A 15,913-nucleotide genomic window follows, 5' to 3' on the forward strand; every position below is an offset into this window, starting at 1 on the left:
ATACCTCAATACCTCAATACCTCAATACCTCAATACCTCAATACCTCAATACCTCTCCCATACTAAATGTACCACTAAAAATGCAACAAAGAAAAACAAAAGCAATTTTATATGAATGTTTTTGTAAAATAGCAGGTTTTAAAAAACTGTACCACTTTTTATCAAAAGTGTACCATAGTTTAAGAAAAAATTCAAAGAAAGGGAAACTGCAAAAGAGGCGGTTTAAATACCGATAAATAGGGCATTTATGGTGTCACGGGGGAGACTTGAACTCCCGACCTCCGGCTTATGAGACCAGCGCTCTAACCAGCTGAGCTACCGTGACGTTAAAGTTCGCAATTATATTCAACGTTTGCTTATATATTGATAAAATATTTTCATTTTTGCGCAGTAGGGCGCCCAAAAGTCAAATTTTCAAATTTAAATTTGCGATTTTCGGGCACAAATTTGTCAAATTTAAATCAACAAAAATCCAAATTTGAGGCAAAAGTGCCAAAAACAAAAATTCGAATTTTCAAGGTGCGGGTTTTGCTGCTCAAATTTGGCGAGTTCAAATTCGCCAAAATATGTCAAATTTGAAACGGCAAAGGCCAATTTTACTTGATAAAATAATCCCCGTCAAAGCTAACCAGCGAGTACTTGCGCTCGCTACCGATGCTGCTAACTAGCTCGTTCACGTCCAAAAACTCGAGGCTGTCCGCGCCGATATATTCACACACCTCTTCGGGCGTTTTGTTTGCGCTGATGAGTTCCTCGAAGCTCGGAGTGTCGATGCCGTAGCGCTCGGGGTATTTTAGCTCGGGGCAAGCGACCTTAAAGTGTATTTCTCTCGCGCCCGCGTGACGTAGCAGCTCGACGATTTTTTTAGAGGTCGTGCCGCGCACGATGCTATCATCCACGACGACCACGCTTTTGCCTTTGAGCAGGCTCGCCATCGGGTTTAGTTTGAGTTTGACCTTGAGGTTGCGCATCTCTTGCGTCGGTTCGATGAAAGTGCGGCCAACGTAGTGGTTGCGCACGATAGCTAGCTCAAACGGTATCCCGCTGGCGTTTGAGTAGCCTAGCGCCGCCGGCGTGCCGCTATCTGGTACCGGCACGACGAAGTCCGCGTTGATTTTGCTTTTTTTGGCTAGCGTTTCGCCCATTTTTTTGCGTACTTCGTAGACGCTTTTGCCCTCGATGACGCTATCGGGGCGCGCGAAATAAATATACTCAAACGCGCAAACCCTAGGCTCGGCTTCAAAAAGGCGCACGCTCTCAAACTCGCTTTTGCCCTGTTCAAAAACCAGCATCTCGCCGGGCTCCACGTCGCGGACGAAGGTCGCTCCCACCAAATCAAACGCGCAAGTCTCACTAGCTACGATGTAGCCGCCTTCTTTTAGGCGTCCTAGCGAGAGCGGTCTCACGCCCCAGCGGTCGCGGATGGCGAAAATTTTATGGCGCGACTGGATGAGTAGGCAGTAGGCGCCTTTGATCTGCTTTAGCGCCGAGACAATGCGGTCTTGTAGGTGTTCGCTGTGGCTTCTAGCGATGAGATGGACGATGTTTTCGGTATCCATGTTGCTCTGAAATATCGCGCCCTCGGCGATCAGCGCCTCGCGGACTTCGTCTTTGTTTACGAGGTTGCCGTTGTGCACGACCGAGATCGAGCCTAGCGCGTAGTTTGCCGCGATTGGCTGGGCATCGGCGGCGGAGCTTTTGCCTGCGGTGGCGTAGCGGTTATGTCCGATCGCCATATCGCCTTTTAGCGTCTCAAAGCTCTTTTTATTAAAGACCTCCGTCACGAGCCCGCGACCCTTGACGGTTTCGATGTGCCCCTCGTCGCATGCGCTGATGCCGCTTGCTTCCTGGCCTCGGTGTTGCATCGCAAATAGCGCGTAGTATGCCGTTCGCGCAGCGTCTTTAGAATTTATTACTCCAACTATCGCACACATTTTAATTTTTCCTTTTTTAGGCTCGTCTCGCGAGTGCTTTTTGCGGAGCTTGAAATTTTCGCCCTGCGACAGACTACATGTCTAGTCTTGGACGAAAATTTCTGCGCAACCTCAAAAATCATCTCGCGATACTTTGCCTCTCATGCTAAAATTTAATTATCAAAAATTTGAACGCAAAATGATAAGGCGCAGGATTTTTCGCTTAATTAAGGCGAAATTTAATTTTTAAGCGTAGGCTAACCGTGCGGGTTGCCGAGCTTGAAAATTAAATTTCAACGCAAAGTAAGTAGAAAAAGCCAAGCCGCCTATCATAGCCCTAGGCAATCATCTATCCCGTACAACCCGCTTTGCTGTCCTGCAACCCAAATAGCCGCCTTTATCGCGCCTTTGGCAAAGGTCGCGCGGCTAGTTGCGGTGTGATTTAGCTCGATAAACTCGCTGTCGTTGTAAAATCCGACCGTATGCCTGCCCACGACATCGCCGCCTCGCACGGCTAGGATCGCGATCTCGTCCTTGCTGCGAGCTCCGACTAGCCCGTCTCTACCGGTCACCAAAACGTCTTTTAGATTTAGCCCTCTAGCCGCCGCTACGCGCTCGCCAAGCGTTAGCGCAGTGCCGCTTGGAGCGTCTTTTTTGTGTCTGTGGTGCTGCTCGACGATCTCGGCGTCAAATTCGCGCAAAGCCTTTGACGCAAGCGCCGTCAATCGGTTTAAAACCGCGACGCCAAGGCTCATGTTGGTAGCATAAAGTATCGGCATCGCCGCGCTTGCTAACTTTAGCAGGTTCGCGCCGTCCTCGCCAAGACCCGTCGTACCGATGACTAGCGGTTTTGGGTCGGTGCGGGCGTAGTTTAGCAGGTTTATCGCGCCCTCTTTGATCGTAAAGTCGATAACGACGTCGCAGTTTGCAAAAAGCTCGTCAAATTTATCCGTGAGGATGACGCCATCAGGCAACGCAAAATCAAGCGGCTCTATCGTATAAGCCGCGCTAAGCTTTGCGTTTGGCTCGTTTTTTAGGCACTCGATGATCATACGTCCCATTTTGCCGCTTGCGCCGTGGATTCCTATTTTTACCAAAATTTATCCTTTAAAATTTGGGCTAAATTTAGCATAAATTTTATAAAAAATAAATTTAGCACGGCCGCCGTCTTCGCCGCGCGCGGGCAAAAATATTAAAAATCGCGCTATATAATCGGCTTTTTAAATTTAAAGGACGACGATGAGGAAAATTTTATTTTTATTTCTAGCCGTTTTTGCGGCGAGCGTTTTTGCTAAACAAGCGCCGATAGCGCAGGCTGCCAAAACGCGGCAGGCGGACGCAAATTTGAGCGCGTTAAATTTGACGGCAAAAGATAAAAACGCGCAAAAGCTAAATTTGACCCAAGACCCCGCTATATCGAGCGGCGAGCTAGCCAACGGCCTAAAATACTACGTCAAAGAGAACAAGCAGCCCACAAATTCGGCATATTTTTACCTAGTCGTAAACATCGGCTCGACCGATGAGCGCGAAAACGAGCTTGGGCTTGCGCACTTTACCGAGCACATGGCGTTTAACGGCAGCCGCGAGTTTAACAAAAACGAGCTGGTTAAAAAGCTAGAGAGCCTCGGAGTGGCATTTGGCGCGGATCTAAACGCGCAGACTAGCTACGATCAGACTAGCTATCTGCTAGAAATCCACGTAAACGAGCAAAATTTAAAGGACGTTTTTCGCGTTTTTCGCGACTGGATCGACGGCGTGAGCTTTGATGCGGCAGAGCTAGATAAAGAGCGCGGCATCATCGTCGAGGAGGAGCGCGCCAGAAACACGCCCGCGTATAGATTTTACATCAAAAACCGCGTGCCCGAGCTTTACGGCGATAGCATCTACGCCAAAAGGTCGCCCATCGGCGATATGAATATCGTAAAAAACGTCGACGTAGCGACTATAAAGGGCTTTTATGACAGGACGTATCAGCCTAGATTTATGAAATTTATCGCGGTCGGAGACTTTGATAAAAAGCGCATCGAGGAGATGATAAGGCAAAGCTTTAGCTCGGCTAAAAACACGAACGACTATGCGAGCCCGGGTAAAACTATCCCTATAAAAAGCGGCTTTAGCGTAAATAACTACGACTCGGCAGAGATCGGGCTAAACTCGCTAAATTTGATCTTCGCGCAAAAGTACAAATTTGACGGCGAGATCCAAAGGCTCAGGCAAAATTTGCTCGTAAACTACATCTCAGACCTAGTCGCCATGATATACGAGCAGCGAAATTTAGCCCTGCGCGGGCGATTTTACTCGCCGATAATCGAAGACCAAAACGTGCTTTACGCCTTTGAGATAAACGCCGTCGAGGATGATTTTAGCGGCGCGCTTAGCGATCTGGCGAGCGTTTTAAAGGGCGTAGAAAAATTCGGCTTTAGCCGGGCTGACTTTGAAAGCGCGAAAAAAGATTTTATAAACTCGGCTAAAAACGCCTATCTGCAAGCGGGCAACAAGCGCTCGAGCGCGGTCGCGGCAAATATCGAGGAGACGACTAGGATCGGCGGCGTGCTGCTAGGCGACAAGGACTTGCGCGACCTTACTTTGGCGCTGCTTGAGGACATTAGCCTTGAGGACGTAAACGCCGAATTTAGGCGGATACTGGCCATCGACGCAAAAAATCTAAACGTAATTAGCGCCAAAGGGGCGAAGCTAAACGAGGCTAAATTTGATCAAATTTGGGCGGAGGCAAAGCCATACGATACGCTAGCCGCAAAGCAGGCAAAGAGCGAGCTTTTCGACTACGGCGCGCTAAATCCTAAAAATTTCGTCTCCAAAAAGCATAACGAGAAGCTTGATTTTTATATTTACGAGCTGCCAAACGGCGCGCGCGTGGCATTTAAGGAGATAAAAACCAAAAAAGACGTCGTCTGGCTAAGCGCGGTTAGTCGCGGCGGTACGTCGAATTTGCCAAAACCAAAGCAGGGCGCGCTAGCAGTAGAGGTCTCAAACGAGAGTGGGGCGGGGGAGTTTAGCAACTACGATCTGGCTAAAATCCTAAGCGGCAAGCAGCTAAGCTATAGCAAATTTATCGATCAGCTTTCGCAAGGATACAGCGCAAGCTCGGCTAGTGCGGACTTTGAGTGGCTTTTGCGCGCGCTATTTTTGGAGTTTAGCGAGCCTAGATTTGACGAAAATGCGCTAAAAAAGACGAAAATAAACGAGCTTGAAAAGCTGGAAAAAACCAAAAATCTGCCCGAGCGTAAATTTCGCGACGAATTTGCGAGATTTTTCTACGAAAACAACCCGCGAACGAACCCGCTCGAGGCCGCGGACATAAACGAGCTGCAGATGAACGACGTAAAAAAGATAGTGAAAGAGAAATTTACCAACGCGGCTTCGTATGATTTTATCGTGGTCGGCGATCTAAATTTGACTGCGGCCGAGCCGCTTTTGCAAAAATATCTGGCAAATTTACCCGCACGCGCACAGCGTGAAAGCTTCGTAGATGACGGCGTGAGGACGATCGCGGACGAGCGGGAGTTTAAACGAAACTACCAAACCACGCAGCGAAGCGACGCCGCGATGATAATGAAAAATGAAAACGTGAAGTATTCGCGCCCGGAGTTACTACGCGTAAATGCCCTATCTGCGGTGCTTTCGATGATGCTACGCGAGGACGTGCGCGAGGACCGCGGGCAGGTCTACGGCCTGGGCGTGCATATGAATCTCGCAAAATATCCGTACGAAAGCTTCACCGCGCATTTTGGTTTTACGGCTGCGCCTGATAACGTAAACGCCGTGCTGGGCGAGATAAAATCAAACGTCGCCGAGCTAAAAGGCGGCGCGGACGTCAAACGCTATCTGCAAAATTTCAAAAAATCTGCGCTCGTAAAGATGCGCCAATCCTACGTTCAGGGCGAGTTTTGGACGCGCGCGCTCATGCGCGAGCTGGTTTTTGGCGATGAGATTTTAAGCCTTGACGAGTACGAAAACGCGGTAAATGCGCTCACCGAGCAGGACGTGAAAGACGCGGCGAAGCTCTATCTGGACGAGAAAAACGTCGTGATAAGCGTGAATAATCCCGCCTCGGCGAAGTAAATTTAAGCCTCGGCGGCAAATTTGATTTGCTACCCGGGCGACGAGTAAAATTTGGCTTTAGATTCGGCTGGGAGCTGTTAAATTTGAAGCTAAATTTAACCCTCGCCAAACGAAATTTGAGTTAAACTCGCTCAAATTTAACTCAAATTTCCCCTGACATTTTATCTCCTTTTATCTATTTGCTTTGTAAATTTGAGTTTGAGTCTGATTTACTAGAGTTGCTATCTATGTAAATCACCTGAGCCATACCACTTTCGGCTCTACCTATGGCGCTCTTGATCCCGTCTTGCTTTTCCATTTCATTTGCCCATTTGATAAAAGCCCTAATGTCTTTAAACGTAGCATTTTGATCAGGGCAATGCGGATTATAGAAATTTATTTCTTTGTCAAATTCTTCTATCTTTTTCGGGTCTATCGGCTTTGGTTTGTATTGTAAAAGGCCGTCTTCATATAGTAACGAATAAGGAGCATATTTGTATTTATTATTGGTCCTTTGTATCTTTTCTTCGGCCTCTTCGTCTCTGCCTTGATTCATTTTATAGATATAGTTTTCTTTATAATCAATTAATCCCTTGCGCTTTTTATAGCACTCCTCATACGCCTTCTTTAGCTCCTCTTTAGTGGGCTGCCCTACGACGTCGTATTTTAAAAGAAGCTCTAGCATGGGTTCGTAGTTTGGTATAGTATCTAGCACGGCATAATACGAGTACTTAAAAGGCGAACTACCGTCTCTTAGACCGGGAAACGAGGATGGTCTATTTCGAAATTTCGGTTTATATCCGCTAGCAAGAGCAAGCTCTGCCATTTCTACGTAGCTATGACTTACTATATATCCCATAGGTTCGTCCGCATCTTTTGATTCCTTGTTAACTTGATAGTTGTCTTCGAATATTATCTTTACGTCGTCTCCGTCTATAATAAGCTTTTTGATGTTGTTATAAAACGGAGGATCTATGTAGTACTGTACCGCCTTTACTTCGTCAAATTTAACCCCACTATCAAGCAGCAGCTTAGCAGTCTTTGTAGAGTTGTTTTCTATAGCGTAGGCTAGGGGCGAGAGTTTGTAGTTATCTTTCGCGTGAGCGTTTGCGCCCATATCTATAAGCCTTTTTGCCGTGACTTCGTCGTCGTAAAAGCTAGCGTACATCAAAGGAGTAACGCCGTCTATTAGTGGAGAGTCTACGCTAATGTTATTATCTTGCATAAATTTTAAAATTTGATCCGTTTGCTTTGATTTTAAAAGCTTGCGGAAATTTTCAGCAAATGCGTCGTCCTTTATCTGCTTATCTATATCCCAGTATCTAAAAGCAAAATCGTCCACTTCTTCTTGCGTTACGTATTTGCTTAGCTCCGAACCCGGGATTATCTTAGTATCGGCGGTAACGACGAAGCGGGTGGGGCCGGATAGTTTTTCGTAAATAAAATTTACGAAAACGATGAGGCAAAGAGCGGTGAAGCTAAGTGCGAGTTTGTTCAAATTTATGCCTTAAGTCAAATTTGCGAAATATTAGCCAAAGGGCGGTTAAATTTGAGTGAAATTTGGATGGGAAATTTGGAAAATGCGGGGAAAATAAATCAAGGCAAATTCGGCTAAATTCGATAAATTTGGGAAAAATTTGAAGTAAAAGAAAAAATTTAGCCGAAAAACTCGGCTAAATTTGAGAAATCTTAGTGCAGGCTCTCGATGTAGCTAAGCGCGCTAAGGGCCGCTACTGCGCCGTCTCCTGCGGCCACGATGACTTGTTTTGGCGCGTCTTTTCTGATGTCGCCTGCGGCAAATAGTCCAGGCACGCTAGTTTGCATTTTTAGATCGACACTCACTTGGCCGCCTGCCTCCATATCGCACAAGAACTCGCCGTTTTCTTGGCGAAGGACGTCGTTGTTTACGTTAAGTCCGACGAATACGAAAACGCCCGGCACTTTTAGATCGCGCTCGCCCTCTTTCGTATTTATGATTAGGCCGGCAAGGCCCGCTTTGTCGCCGTAAGCTTGCTTGATCGTAGCGCTCGTGATAAACTCGATTTTGGCGTTAGCGCGAGCCTTTTGCAGCGTGACGGGAGCGGCGCGAAACTCGTCTCTGCGGTGGATGACGTAGACGCGCGAGCAGATGTTGGCTAGATATAGCGCCTCCTCGATCGCCGTGTCGCCGCCGCCTAGGACAGCTACTTCTTTGTTTTTATAGAAAAATCCGTCGCAAGTCGCGCAGGTGCTCACGCCTCTGCCGAAAAACTCGTCCTCGCCCGCAAAGCCCGCGCGGCGCGGAGTGGAGCCTGTGGCTACGATAACTGCTTTGGCCTGCTCTTCTTTGCCGCCTTCAAGCTTGACCGTGAAGCTACCGCCTGAATTTTTTACCACGCGCTCAACGCCCGCCATCTCGTGCTTTAGGCCAAAATGCGTGCACTGCGCGACCCACGTGCTCATGAAGTCGATGCCGCTCTCGCCCGGCGCTTTTTGGCCCGGATAGTTTTCTATCTCGGAGCTGCTCGTAATCTGGCCGCCGGGCATTCCTTTTTCAAACATTACGACGTTTTTTAATCCGCCTCTGGTGGCGTAAAGTCCCGCGCTAAGTCCGGCAGGACCGCCTCCGATGATCGCTAAATCTAACATATTTTTTCCTTTAAATTTTATTTATTTTCGAATCTTGTTTATAAATGCCGCCCTTTTGCGCCTTTAGCTCCACGCTAGCTGGCAAAGCCGTGATATTTAGGACGTGCATCAGCTTTAAAATCGTATTTATATCCGAAGCGACGAAATTTATATTTCCCTCGCTTGGCGCGCGTTTTTGGAGCAAGTCCACGGCTACGATTTTTAAATCCTTATTCGAAGTTTTTAAAATTTCTCTCCAGTTTGATTGGTTGGAGCTAAAAACCACGAGTAAAAATTTGTCGTCTTGCGGCGCGAAAATTTGAGCCTGCTCATAAAAAACCAGCTCGTTAAAATTTACGAATTTATACTGCGAAAATCTGTAATTATTGTAAGCAAATACGCCTGCTACCAGCGCTGCACCGATAAAAGACGCAAAAACGGAGGTGAGAGGAAGCAGGCTTCCTCCTCGTCTAAAAACCATTAAAGAAGCGAATTTATCTTATCGGCTATGGCTTGTTTTGATTGTGCGCCGACCATTTGCTCTACGACTTCGCCGTTTTTGAAAAATAGAAGCGTAGGGATCGAGCGGATGCCGAATTCTACGGCTAGGTCTTGCACCTCGTCGGTGTTTACTTTGCAAATTTTAGCTTTGCCCTCAAACTCCTCGGCTAGCTCGTCGATGACCGGAGCAAGCATGCGGCAAGGTCCGCACCAAGGCGCCCAAAAATCTACTAGCGCGACGCCCTCTTTAGCGACGTCGAAATTCGCAGTCGTTAGTTCTACGTATTTTCCCATTTTATTCTCCTTTTTAAAGATAGTTGTAATTATACACGAAAGTATTTAAATTTTAGCTAAATAAGAATTTTTACAAACTAATATTTTCTATCCACTTTATCTCGCTCTTTTTTATCGCGATCAAATCGACCTGAAAATCGGCATTTGCACCGTTTTGTAGCAGATAAAAGTCGATAGTTTTTAAAATTTTATTAAATTTAGCGGGCGTGAGACGGTACTCCGCCTCGTAGTCGCCTTGCGTAGCTTTGATTTCGACGAAGCGCAAAACGCCGTCTTTTTTAGCGATGACGTCGATCTCGCCGAATTTGGAACTAAAATTTCTAGCGAGTATCTCGCAGCCGTTTTTTAGCAAAAACTCGCAAGCCAATTCCTCCGAACTTTTGCCGAAAAGATACGCTCTAAGCCCCAAATTTTACTCTTCTATCCTCATCATAAAAGGCTTTTCTTTTACGAACTCTTGCTCTTGCAAAATTTCCATAGTGCGCCTCACGTCCTTTTCTACGCTCGTGTGCGTCGTAAAAAATAGCGTCGCATACGGACTTTCGTCCTTTGGTTTTTGTAGTAGGCTATCGATAGAGAGATTGTTTTCGCTCATTAAATTCGTGATTTTAGCCAGTACGCCGACCTTGTCCTCGACTCTAAGCCTAAAATAATACTTCGTGCAAATTTCGCTCGGATCTAGGAGTCCCAGCGCATTTATCTCAAACGGCGCTTTGTAGCCTAACATCGGAGATTTGCCGTCTCTAGCGATGTCGATCAGATCGCTGATGACCGAGCTTGCAGTCGCCGGACCGCCAGCACCCGGACCGTAAAACATCGTCTCTCCGACCGCGTCGCCCACTACGCTCACGGCGTTTGTCACGCCGTCTGTTTTAGCTATCATTTTATCTTTGGGCACTAGCGCCGGATGTACGCGCAGCTCGACCTTGTCGCCGGTTTTTTTGGCGATGGCGAGTAGTTTGATGACGTACTCGAAGTCGTTGGCGAAAAATATATCCTCGGGCGTTATGCCTTCGATGCCTTCTATCAGGATGTCTTCGGGGTTGCCGTGCACGCCGTATGCGATGCTAGCTAGGATCAGTAGCTTATGCGCCGCATCAAAGCCTCCGACGTCAAAGGTTGGATCGGCCTCGGCGTATCCTAGCTCTTGCGCTTTTTTTAGCGCGTCCGCGAAATTTGAACCCTTGCTCATCATTGAGGTTAAGATGTAGTTGCTCGTGCCGTTTAAAATCCCGTTGATGCTTAGGATGTGGTTGGCGCTAAGACCCTCGCGAAGAGCTCTGATGATAGGTATGCCGCCCGCGACGCTAGCTTCAAAACCAAACGGCGTGTTTTGCGCCAAATTTTGCAAGGCGTAACGGTGATAGGCTAGTAGCGCTTTGTTTGCCGTTACGACGGCTTTTTTACGCTCTAAAATTTTACTAACGATCCTAAACGGCTCCTCTACGCCGCCCATAAGTTCGACGAAAACGTCGATATCCTCACGCTCTAGGACGCTATCTATATCGTCCGTGAGAGGGATGGCGACGTCTCTTTTTTTGCTTAAATTTCTAACGACGCCGATAACCGGAACTATCTCCTCGCCGCATCTTGCCGCGATTAGTTTTTTGTTTTGGAGTAAAATTTTAGCTACGGCTTCTCCGACCGTGCCGACGCCTAAAATGGCTATATTCATGCAAATTCTTTCAGATATTTTTTGACGTTTCTCGCCGCTTGGCGGATACGGTTTTCGTTCTCTATAAGAGCAAGGCGCACGTAGTCGTTTCCGCCCTCGCCAAAGCCGATACCGGGACTCACCGCGACGCTTGCTTTGGTTAGTAGCTGCTTTGAAAACTCGAGGCTGCCGATGTTTCCTACTTGCGGCGGGATTTTCGCCCAGATAAACATACTAGCGCTTGGCTTATGCATTTCCCAGCCGGCGCTTGCAAAGGCTTCTAGCATCACGTCGCGGCGTTTTTCGTAAATTTGGCGGATGTCCTCGACGCAGCTTTGATCGCCGTCTAGCGCGACGGTTGCTGAGACTTGGATCGGGGTAAACATGCCGTAATCGACCCATGATTTTATCTTTTTAAGCGCGGCGCAAAGTCGCTTGTTTCCGCATAAAAATCCGACGCGCCAGCCGGCCATATTGTAGCTTTTTGATAGCGTGTAGCACTCGACGGCGACGTCTTTTGCGCCTTCTACTTCAAATATGCTCGGCGTCTTGTAGCCGTCAAAAGTAAGGTCCGCGTAGGCGATGTCGGAGATCACGTAAAAACGCTCTTGTTTACTCATCGCGACTAATCGCTCGTAGAAGCTCTTTTGCACGGTTACGGTCGTAGGATTGTGCGGGAAATTTACGACGACGTATTTAGGTTTCGGCGAGCTTGAGCGGATAGTATGAAGCAGGTCTTCGAAAAATTTATTTTCGTCAAGCTCAAATTTGTCGTTGTATTTTAGCGGCATCTTCGCCACGCTACCGCCCGCGAACAAAAACGCCTGCGTGTGGATCGGATATGCAGGATCCGGCACTACGGCTACGTCGCCCGGGTTTATCACGGCCTGAGCTAGGTGCACAAAGCCCTCTTTGCTGCCCATAACGGCGACGGCCTCGGTGTCTGGGTCCAAATTTACGCCGTATTTGCGCTTATACCAGTTGCAGATGGCTAGGCGAAGTTTGTAGATGCCTGCGCTCGCCGAGTAGCCGTGAGTTTTGTCTTTTTGCGCGCTTTCGCAGAGTTTATCGACGATGTGCTGAGGCGTGCGACCCTCCGGGTTTCCCATCGAAAAGTCGATGATATCTTCGCCCGCTCGGCGCGCGGCCATTTTTATGGCGTTTACCTCGGCAAATACGTAGTTTGGAAGTCGTTCTATCGTATTAAATCTAATCTCGTCAAACATGAATTTCTCCTTATTCTAGGTAAATTTTGAGTCCCCGTTTGATATTTTCTAGGCTAACCGCATCGTCGATCATTATGTATTTTGCATTTTGAGGGAGTGAGACTTTTAGGCTATTTACGGGCTTGCTAGTTTGCTTTTCGTCAAGCAAATTTAAATTTTTATCCAAAATTCTCACGACGGCAGACCAACGATCCTCTGCGCTAGCGCTTATGACCGCGCTTTTTGCGCCGCTAATGTCGATGAGATAGGGCTCAAGCGGCTTTGAGAGCTGGACTTCTTGCGAAAACTGTACCGGAGTTTGATTTATAGAGGATTTTGACGCGTCGATAACGTACTCGTAGGATAGCTCGCCGGGTTTGTTGATGTCGGTTATCTCGGTGCCGCTTTCTTTAAGCGCGGCGTAGAGCGAGCCTGGATCTGGGATAAATTTGGTGTCGATCGTCACGCCCCAAAGCACGCCGCCGGCGTTAGAAAATTCGCTCGTTAAGATATTGTTGTAGCCTAGTCCGTTTAGAGCGTCTTTGGCGATTTTCATGATAAGTAGCGGGTTGTTTTGGCGCGAGATAAATTTGATATTTACCTTGACGTTTTGTTTGTAGGATAGACGCAGGAGCGAATTTGACTTTAAAACGTTTGAAATTTTAGCGATATCGGGTTTGCCGCTTGCGTTTAGATACGCCGAACCGTCGCCAAAGAGCTGAGTCGCTTTTGCGCTATTTTGACCGAGCAGGCCGCCTGCTATATCCACCACGCTACCAGCAAGGCAAAGGGCCGCGCTAACGGCTAAAAGTAGGAGCTTTTTTACCACGATTTGCCCTTGTTTAGAGCTACGAATTCGTCGTATGTGAGCAGTGAAACCTTGTCTTTTTCTATTAAAAATCTTTTTGGCCTATCGTCGCCAAATTTGATCGTTTGTCCGTCTATTTCGAGGTTTATATTGCCATGCCCGGTTACTGCGAGCTGCTTTTTGCCTATTTCGATCGTGAAGCTATTTGTCGTATCTACGGAGCGCTTTTTATTTTCGTCCAAATTTATAACGCCCAGCCACGTTTTTTTGCGCGGTACGATTTTTATCTCCTTGGTACTTGCCGCTAGGTACCAAATTTTATCGTCTCTTGCTTGCTTTATCTCTTTAGAAGCATCGCTTGATGTATTTTGCTCTTGATTTTGCGTGATATTTTCTTCTTTATTTGTTTGCGTGGTTTCGTTTTTGTCGCTACTTGCGCTCAAATTTACTTCAGGTACGATAACGGCTACGGATGCATTTTCTTCGGTAGGTAAAATAGGTTCGAGATTTTTTATGGCGTATAGATTTTCGTCGTTTGTAGCGTTTTTACTCTCTTGTTTTGCTTCGTTTAGGCTTTTGGCCGCTTGTTGGACGGCGACGGCTCCAGTGTAGGTAACGCTTTTGTTCTTATCTTCGAAAATGTTTAAAACATTGCTAAGGTAATTACCTTCGTTAAGTACGTATATTACGCCGGCAACTGCTATAATGAGCGCTAATATAAGAAGTTTCACGCCTGTATTAGAGTGCCCGCCGTCCGCGGTGTATGCGGATATCTTAGGCGATACGGATATGCTTTTGTGTTCGTTCTTTTGATTGCGCTCGGACATAAACGCCTCATACTCGCTCATCCATTGCGAAAAGTCGATATTTAGCTCGCGCTCTAAAATTTTAATGAAGCCTTTAACGTTTAAACGTACCAATTTTTCAAAATTTTTATCAGCGATGTATCCTAGGTGCTCGGCCTCTATATGAGTTCTTCTCGAAACTTCGTTTAGTCCCAACTCTTTTATCAAACTTATATCATTCATTTATAATCCTATCGCAAAGTATGGCAAACGCAGCCGAGACGTTTAGGCTGTCCCAGTCGTTTTTCATTTTTATTCCTACTATTTCGTCGCTTTTGGCAAGGACTTTTTTATGCAAGCCTTCGCCCTCGCTGCCCATCACGAGCGCGACTTTTTGATCAAATTTGACCTCATGGGCGTTTTTGCCGCCGCTCGCCGTGGCGTAAATTTTAAAACCGACTTGTTTCAGTTCGTTTAGCAGGCTAAGACCGTCTTCTACGAGTGCGATATTTGCCTCGTATGCCGCTCCGCTACTAGCCCGCAACACGCCTTCCATCGCTAAATTTTTAGCTACTATTACGACTCCGCCGCAACCCAAAGCATGCGCCGTTCGGACGATGGCGCCGATGTTCCCGACGTCGCTAAGTCCGTATAAAATCGCTATAAAATTTTGTTTTTTTATCTCGTCGATACTCTTAAACTCAAACTCTTCGACCTCGGCTAAAAAACCTTGGTGATTGCCGCCGTGCGCGAGAGCTTGAGCTTTTTGATTATCCACGCGTTTTATCGGCGCACCGACGCCTACGATCTGCGAAAATAGCGCCTTGTCGCACTCCTTGGCGAGATAGACCGTTTTGACGCTTTTTTTATAGTTTTTTATGATGTGCAAAAATAGCTGTTTTCCGTATATTATCATCGCCTGATAATAGCTAAAAATCGGTAAAATTTAGCTAAATTTCGGATAAATTCGTCGCTTGTTTAAGCGCGCAATTGGGTTTTAGCGAGTGAGCTCTGAGTAAATTTCTTTGGCATTTCTGCCGGTGATTTTGGCTAGGAGTTTGGCCTTGGCTTTGGGCGAAATTTCAAGCTCTAAAATATCTTTTTGAGTGATTTTTTCTGAGGTAAAATTTGGATTTTTGTGCACGACGACGCACCACTCGCCGCTTAAATTTGCATTTTGCAGTTTTTTTGCCAACTCGCTTGCCGTGGCTCTAAATTTGGTTTCAAATTTTTTCGTAGCTTCTTTTACGGCAAAAATTTCTCTATCCGGCTCAAGCTTGGCAAAGTCTAAAATAAGCGAAAGTATACGTTTTGGGCTTTCGTAGATGACTGCCGGAAACGGCGAATTTAGCGCATTTTGCACCGCTGCGGCTCGCTCTTTGCCGTTGTTTGGCAAAAATCCTAGAAAGCAAAATTCTTTTTCGCAAAGGCCGCTTGCGACGACGGCTAAGAGCGCGGCGTTTGATCCGCTTAGCACTTCGTATACGATGTCGTTTTTTATAGCGAAATTTACGAGCGCGGCTCCAGGGTCGCTGATGCCTGGCATGCCCGCGTCGCTTAAAAACGCGACGTTTTTATCAAAAATCTCAAGCTCGATTTTGGATAAAATTTCATTTTCGTTGTGCGTGTGTAGCGGGATAAATTTTTGGATATTTATATTTGCGTCAAAACGCGTATTTAGCAGATTTATGAGGGATTTTGCGACTCTGGTATCTTCGCAAAAGAGTATCTCGCATTCGCGCAAAACGCTCAAAGCGCGAAGCGAGATATCGCTTAAATTTCCTATCGGCGTAGGAACGAAATATAGCAAAGGATTATTTTAAGTTATATTTTTTCTTAAATTTATCGACGCGGCCCGCGCTATCTACGATCTTTTCGCTGCCCGTGAAAAACGGATGGCACTCCGAGCAGATATCCACTCTGATCTCGTTTTTGTTTGACTTCGTAGTGAAGGTGTTGCCGCAAGCGCAAGTTACTTTGCACTCAACAAATTCCGGATGAATTTCTTTTTTCATTTTTTGTCCTTTTATCGTCTGATTTTTTAATTTTCATTTAAAGTAAGGCGAGATTATACAAAAAACTTC

At 46.7% G+C, this 15,913-nt stretch carries 16 protein-coding genes and 1 tRNA gene; 2 read left to right on the forward strand and 15 right to left on the reverse strand.

From position 1 onward, the window contains the following. Positions 1-236 (forward strand): hypothetical protein (locus ACTTJF_RS01450; protein ID WP_442550445.1); only part of this gene is annotated, 236 nt, incomplete at its 5' end. A 12-nt stretch (positions 237-248) separates the two neighbouring features. On the opposite strand, the gene ACTTJF_RS01455 is transcribed toward ACTTJF_RS01450, so the two are convergent. The 3 genes from ACTTJF_RS01455 to dapB form a co-directional block, all read right to left on the reverse strand. After that, positions 249-325: transfer RNA gene (locus ACTTJF_RS01455), tRNA-Met, on the reverse strand. Between the two features lie 271 nt (positions 326-596). Next, complete coding sequence (gene purF, locus ACTTJF_RS01460) at positions 597-1,934, reverse strand: amidophosphoribosyltransferase (protein ID WP_442550446.1); 1,338 nt, start codon at positions 1,932-1,934, stop codon at positions 597-599. A gap of 308 nt (positions 1,935-2,242) precedes the next feature. Next, complete coding sequence (gene dapB / locus ACTTJF_RS01465; protein WP_442550447.1) at positions 2,243-3,010, reverse strand: 4-hydroxy-tetrahydrodipicolinate reductase; 768 nt, start codon at positions 3,008-3,010, stop codon at positions 2,243-2,245. A 142-nt stretch (positions 3,011-3,152) separates the two neighbouring features. Here dapB and ACTTJF_RS01470 point away from each other — a divergent pair, with 142 nt between their 5' ends. After that, on the forward strand, positions 3,153-5,996 hold the full coding sequence (locus ACTTJF_RS01470) for a M16 family metallopeptidase (RefSeq protein ID WP_442550448.1): 2,844 nt from the start codon (positions 3,153-3,155) through the stop codon (positions 5,994-5,996). A 175-nt stretch (positions 5,997-6,171) separates the two neighbouring features. On the opposite strand, the gene ACTTJF_RS01475 is transcribed toward ACTTJF_RS01470, so the two are convergent. The 12 genes from ACTTJF_RS01475 to rpmE form a co-directional block, all read right to left on the reverse strand. Continuing rightward, a complete protein-coding gene (locus ACTTJF_RS01475; RefSeq protein WP_442550449.1) occupies positions 6,172-7,473 on the reverse strand; it encodes an ankyrin repeat domain-containing protein in 1,302 nt (433 codons plus the stop codon). A gap of 191 nt (positions 7,474-7,664) precedes the next feature. Then, entirely contained in the window at positions 7,665-8,603 is a 939-nt protein-coding gene (locus ACTTJF_RS01480) for an NAD(P)/FAD-dependent oxidoreductase (RefSeq protein ID WP_442550450.1), read from the reverse strand. A 10-nt stretch (positions 8,604-8,613) separates the two neighbouring features. Next, the gene (locus tag ACTTJF_RS01485; protein WP_298086619.1) at positions 8,614-9,063 is read right to left on the reverse strand and encodes a hypothetical protein; all 450 of its coding nucleotides are present in this window, start codon (positions 9,061-9,063) and stop codon (positions 8,614-8,616) included. Continuing rightward, positions 9,063-9,377, reverse strand: a complete 315-nt coding sequence (gene trxA, locus ACTTJF_RS01490) for a thioredoxin (protein ID WP_009495082.1) — start codon at positions 9,375-9,377, stop codon at positions 9,063-9,065. The genes ACTTJF_RS01485 and trxA overlap by 1 nt, the downstream gene beginning before the upstream one ends. Positions 9,378-9,447: 70 nt before the next feature. Beyond that, the gene (locus ACTTJF_RS01495; RefSeq protein ID WP_314991081.1) at positions 9,448-9,786 is read right to left on the reverse strand and encodes a YraN family protein; all 339 of its coding nucleotides are present in this window, start codon (positions 9,784-9,786) and stop codon (positions 9,448-9,450) included. Positions 9,787-9,789: 3 nt separating this feature from the next. After that, the gene (locus tag ACTTJF_RS01500; protein ID WP_442550451.1) at positions 9,790-11,052 is read right to left on the reverse strand and encodes a homoserine dehydrogenase; all 1,263 of its coding nucleotides are present in this window, start codon (positions 11,050-11,052) and stop codon (positions 9,790-9,792) included. After that, positions 11,049-12,257, reverse strand: coding sequence for an LL-diaminopimelate aminotransferase (locus tag ACTTJF_RS01505; protein ID WP_442550452.1), 1,209 nt, complete (start codon positions 12,255-12,257; stop codon positions 11,049-11,051). Before ACTTJF_RS01505 ends, ACTTJF_RS01500 begins: the two co-directional genes overlap by 4 nt. A 10-nt stretch (positions 12,258-12,267) precedes the next feature. Then, positions 12,268-13,065, reverse strand: a complete 798-nt coding sequence (locus tag ACTTJF_RS01510; RefSeq protein ID WP_442550453.1) for a hypothetical protein — start codon at positions 13,063-13,065, stop codon at positions 12,268-12,270. Beyond that, complete coding sequence (locus tag ACTTJF_RS01515; RefSeq protein WP_442550454.1) at positions 13,059-14,072, reverse strand: phosphatidylglycerophosphate synthase; 1,014 nt, start codon at positions 14,070-14,072, stop codon at positions 13,059-13,061. The genes ACTTJF_RS01510 and ACTTJF_RS01515 overlap by 7 nt, the downstream gene beginning before the upstream one ends. Further along, positions 14,065-14,745, reverse strand: a complete 681-nt coding sequence (gene rlmB, locus ACTTJF_RS01520) for a 23S rRNA (guanosine(2251)-2'-O)-methyltransferase RlmB (RefSeq protein ID WP_442550455.1) — start codon at positions 14,743-14,745, stop codon at positions 14,065-14,067. The genes ACTTJF_RS01515 and rlmB overlap by 8 nt, the downstream gene beginning before the upstream one ends. An 81-nt stretch (positions 14,746-14,826) precedes the next feature. Beyond that, entirely contained in the window at positions 14,827-15,639 is an 813-nt protein-coding gene (rsmI, locus tag ACTTJF_RS01525) for a 16S rRNA (cytidine(1402)-2'-O)-methyltransferase (protein WP_442550456.1), read from the reverse strand. Between the two features lie 4 nt (positions 15,640-15,643). Further along, complete coding sequence (rpmE, locus tag ACTTJF_RS01530) at positions 15,644-15,844, reverse strand: 50S ribosomal protein L31 (RefSeq protein WP_002947184.1); 201 nt, start codon at positions 15,842-15,844, stop codon at positions 15,644-15,646. Positions 15,845-15,913 lie beyond the last annotated feature (69 nt).

This window comes from Campylobacter sp. (assembly GCF_052170435.1).
GTDB lineage: Bacteria > Campylobacterota > Campylobacteria > Campylobacterales > Campylobacteraceae > Campylobacter_A.

Excerpts from the sequence above, each read along its gene's own strand:
- ACTTJF_RS01500 (WP_442550451.1), bottom strand. The coding sequence starts at position 11,052 with ATGAATATAGCCATTTTAGGCGTCGGCACGGTCGGAGAAGCCGTAGCT.
- purF (WP_442550446.1), bottom strand. The coding sequence starts at position 1,934 with ATGTGTGCGATAGTTGGAGTAATAAATTCTAAAGACGCTGCGCGAACG.
- ACTTJF_RS01480 (WP_442550450.1), bottom strand. The coding sequence starts at position 8,603 with ATGTTAGATTTAGCGATCATCGGAGGCGGTCCTGCCGGACTTAGCGCG.
- ACTTJF_RS01485 (WP_298086619.1), bottom strand. The coding sequence starts at position 9,063 with ATGGTTTTTAGACGAGGAGGAAGCCTGCTTCCTCTCACCTCCGTTTTT.
- trxA (WP_009495082.1), bottom strand. The coding sequence starts at position 9,377 with ATGGGAAAATACGTAGAACTAACGACTGCGAATTTCGACGTCGCTAAA.
- ACTTJF_RS01515 (WP_442550454.1), bottom strand. The coding sequence starts at position 14,072 with ATGAATGATATAAGTTTGATAAAAGAGTTGGGACTAAACGAAGTTTCG.
- ACTTJF_RS01470 (WP_442550448.1), top strand. The coding sequence starts at position 3,153 with ATGAGGAAAATTTTATTTTTATTTCTAGCCGTTTTTGCGGCGAGCGTT.
- rpmE (WP_002947184.1), bottom strand. The coding sequence starts at position 15,844 with ATGAAAAAAGAAATTCATCCGGAATTTGTTGAGTGCAAAGTAACTTGC.
- rlmB (WP_442550455.1), bottom strand. The coding sequence starts at position 14,745 with ATGATAATATACGGAAAACAGCTATTTTTGCACATCATAAAAAACTAT.
- ACTTJF_RS01505 (WP_442550452.1), bottom strand. The coding sequence starts at position 12,257 with ATGTTTGACGAGATTAGATTTAATACGATAGAACGACTTCCAAACTAC.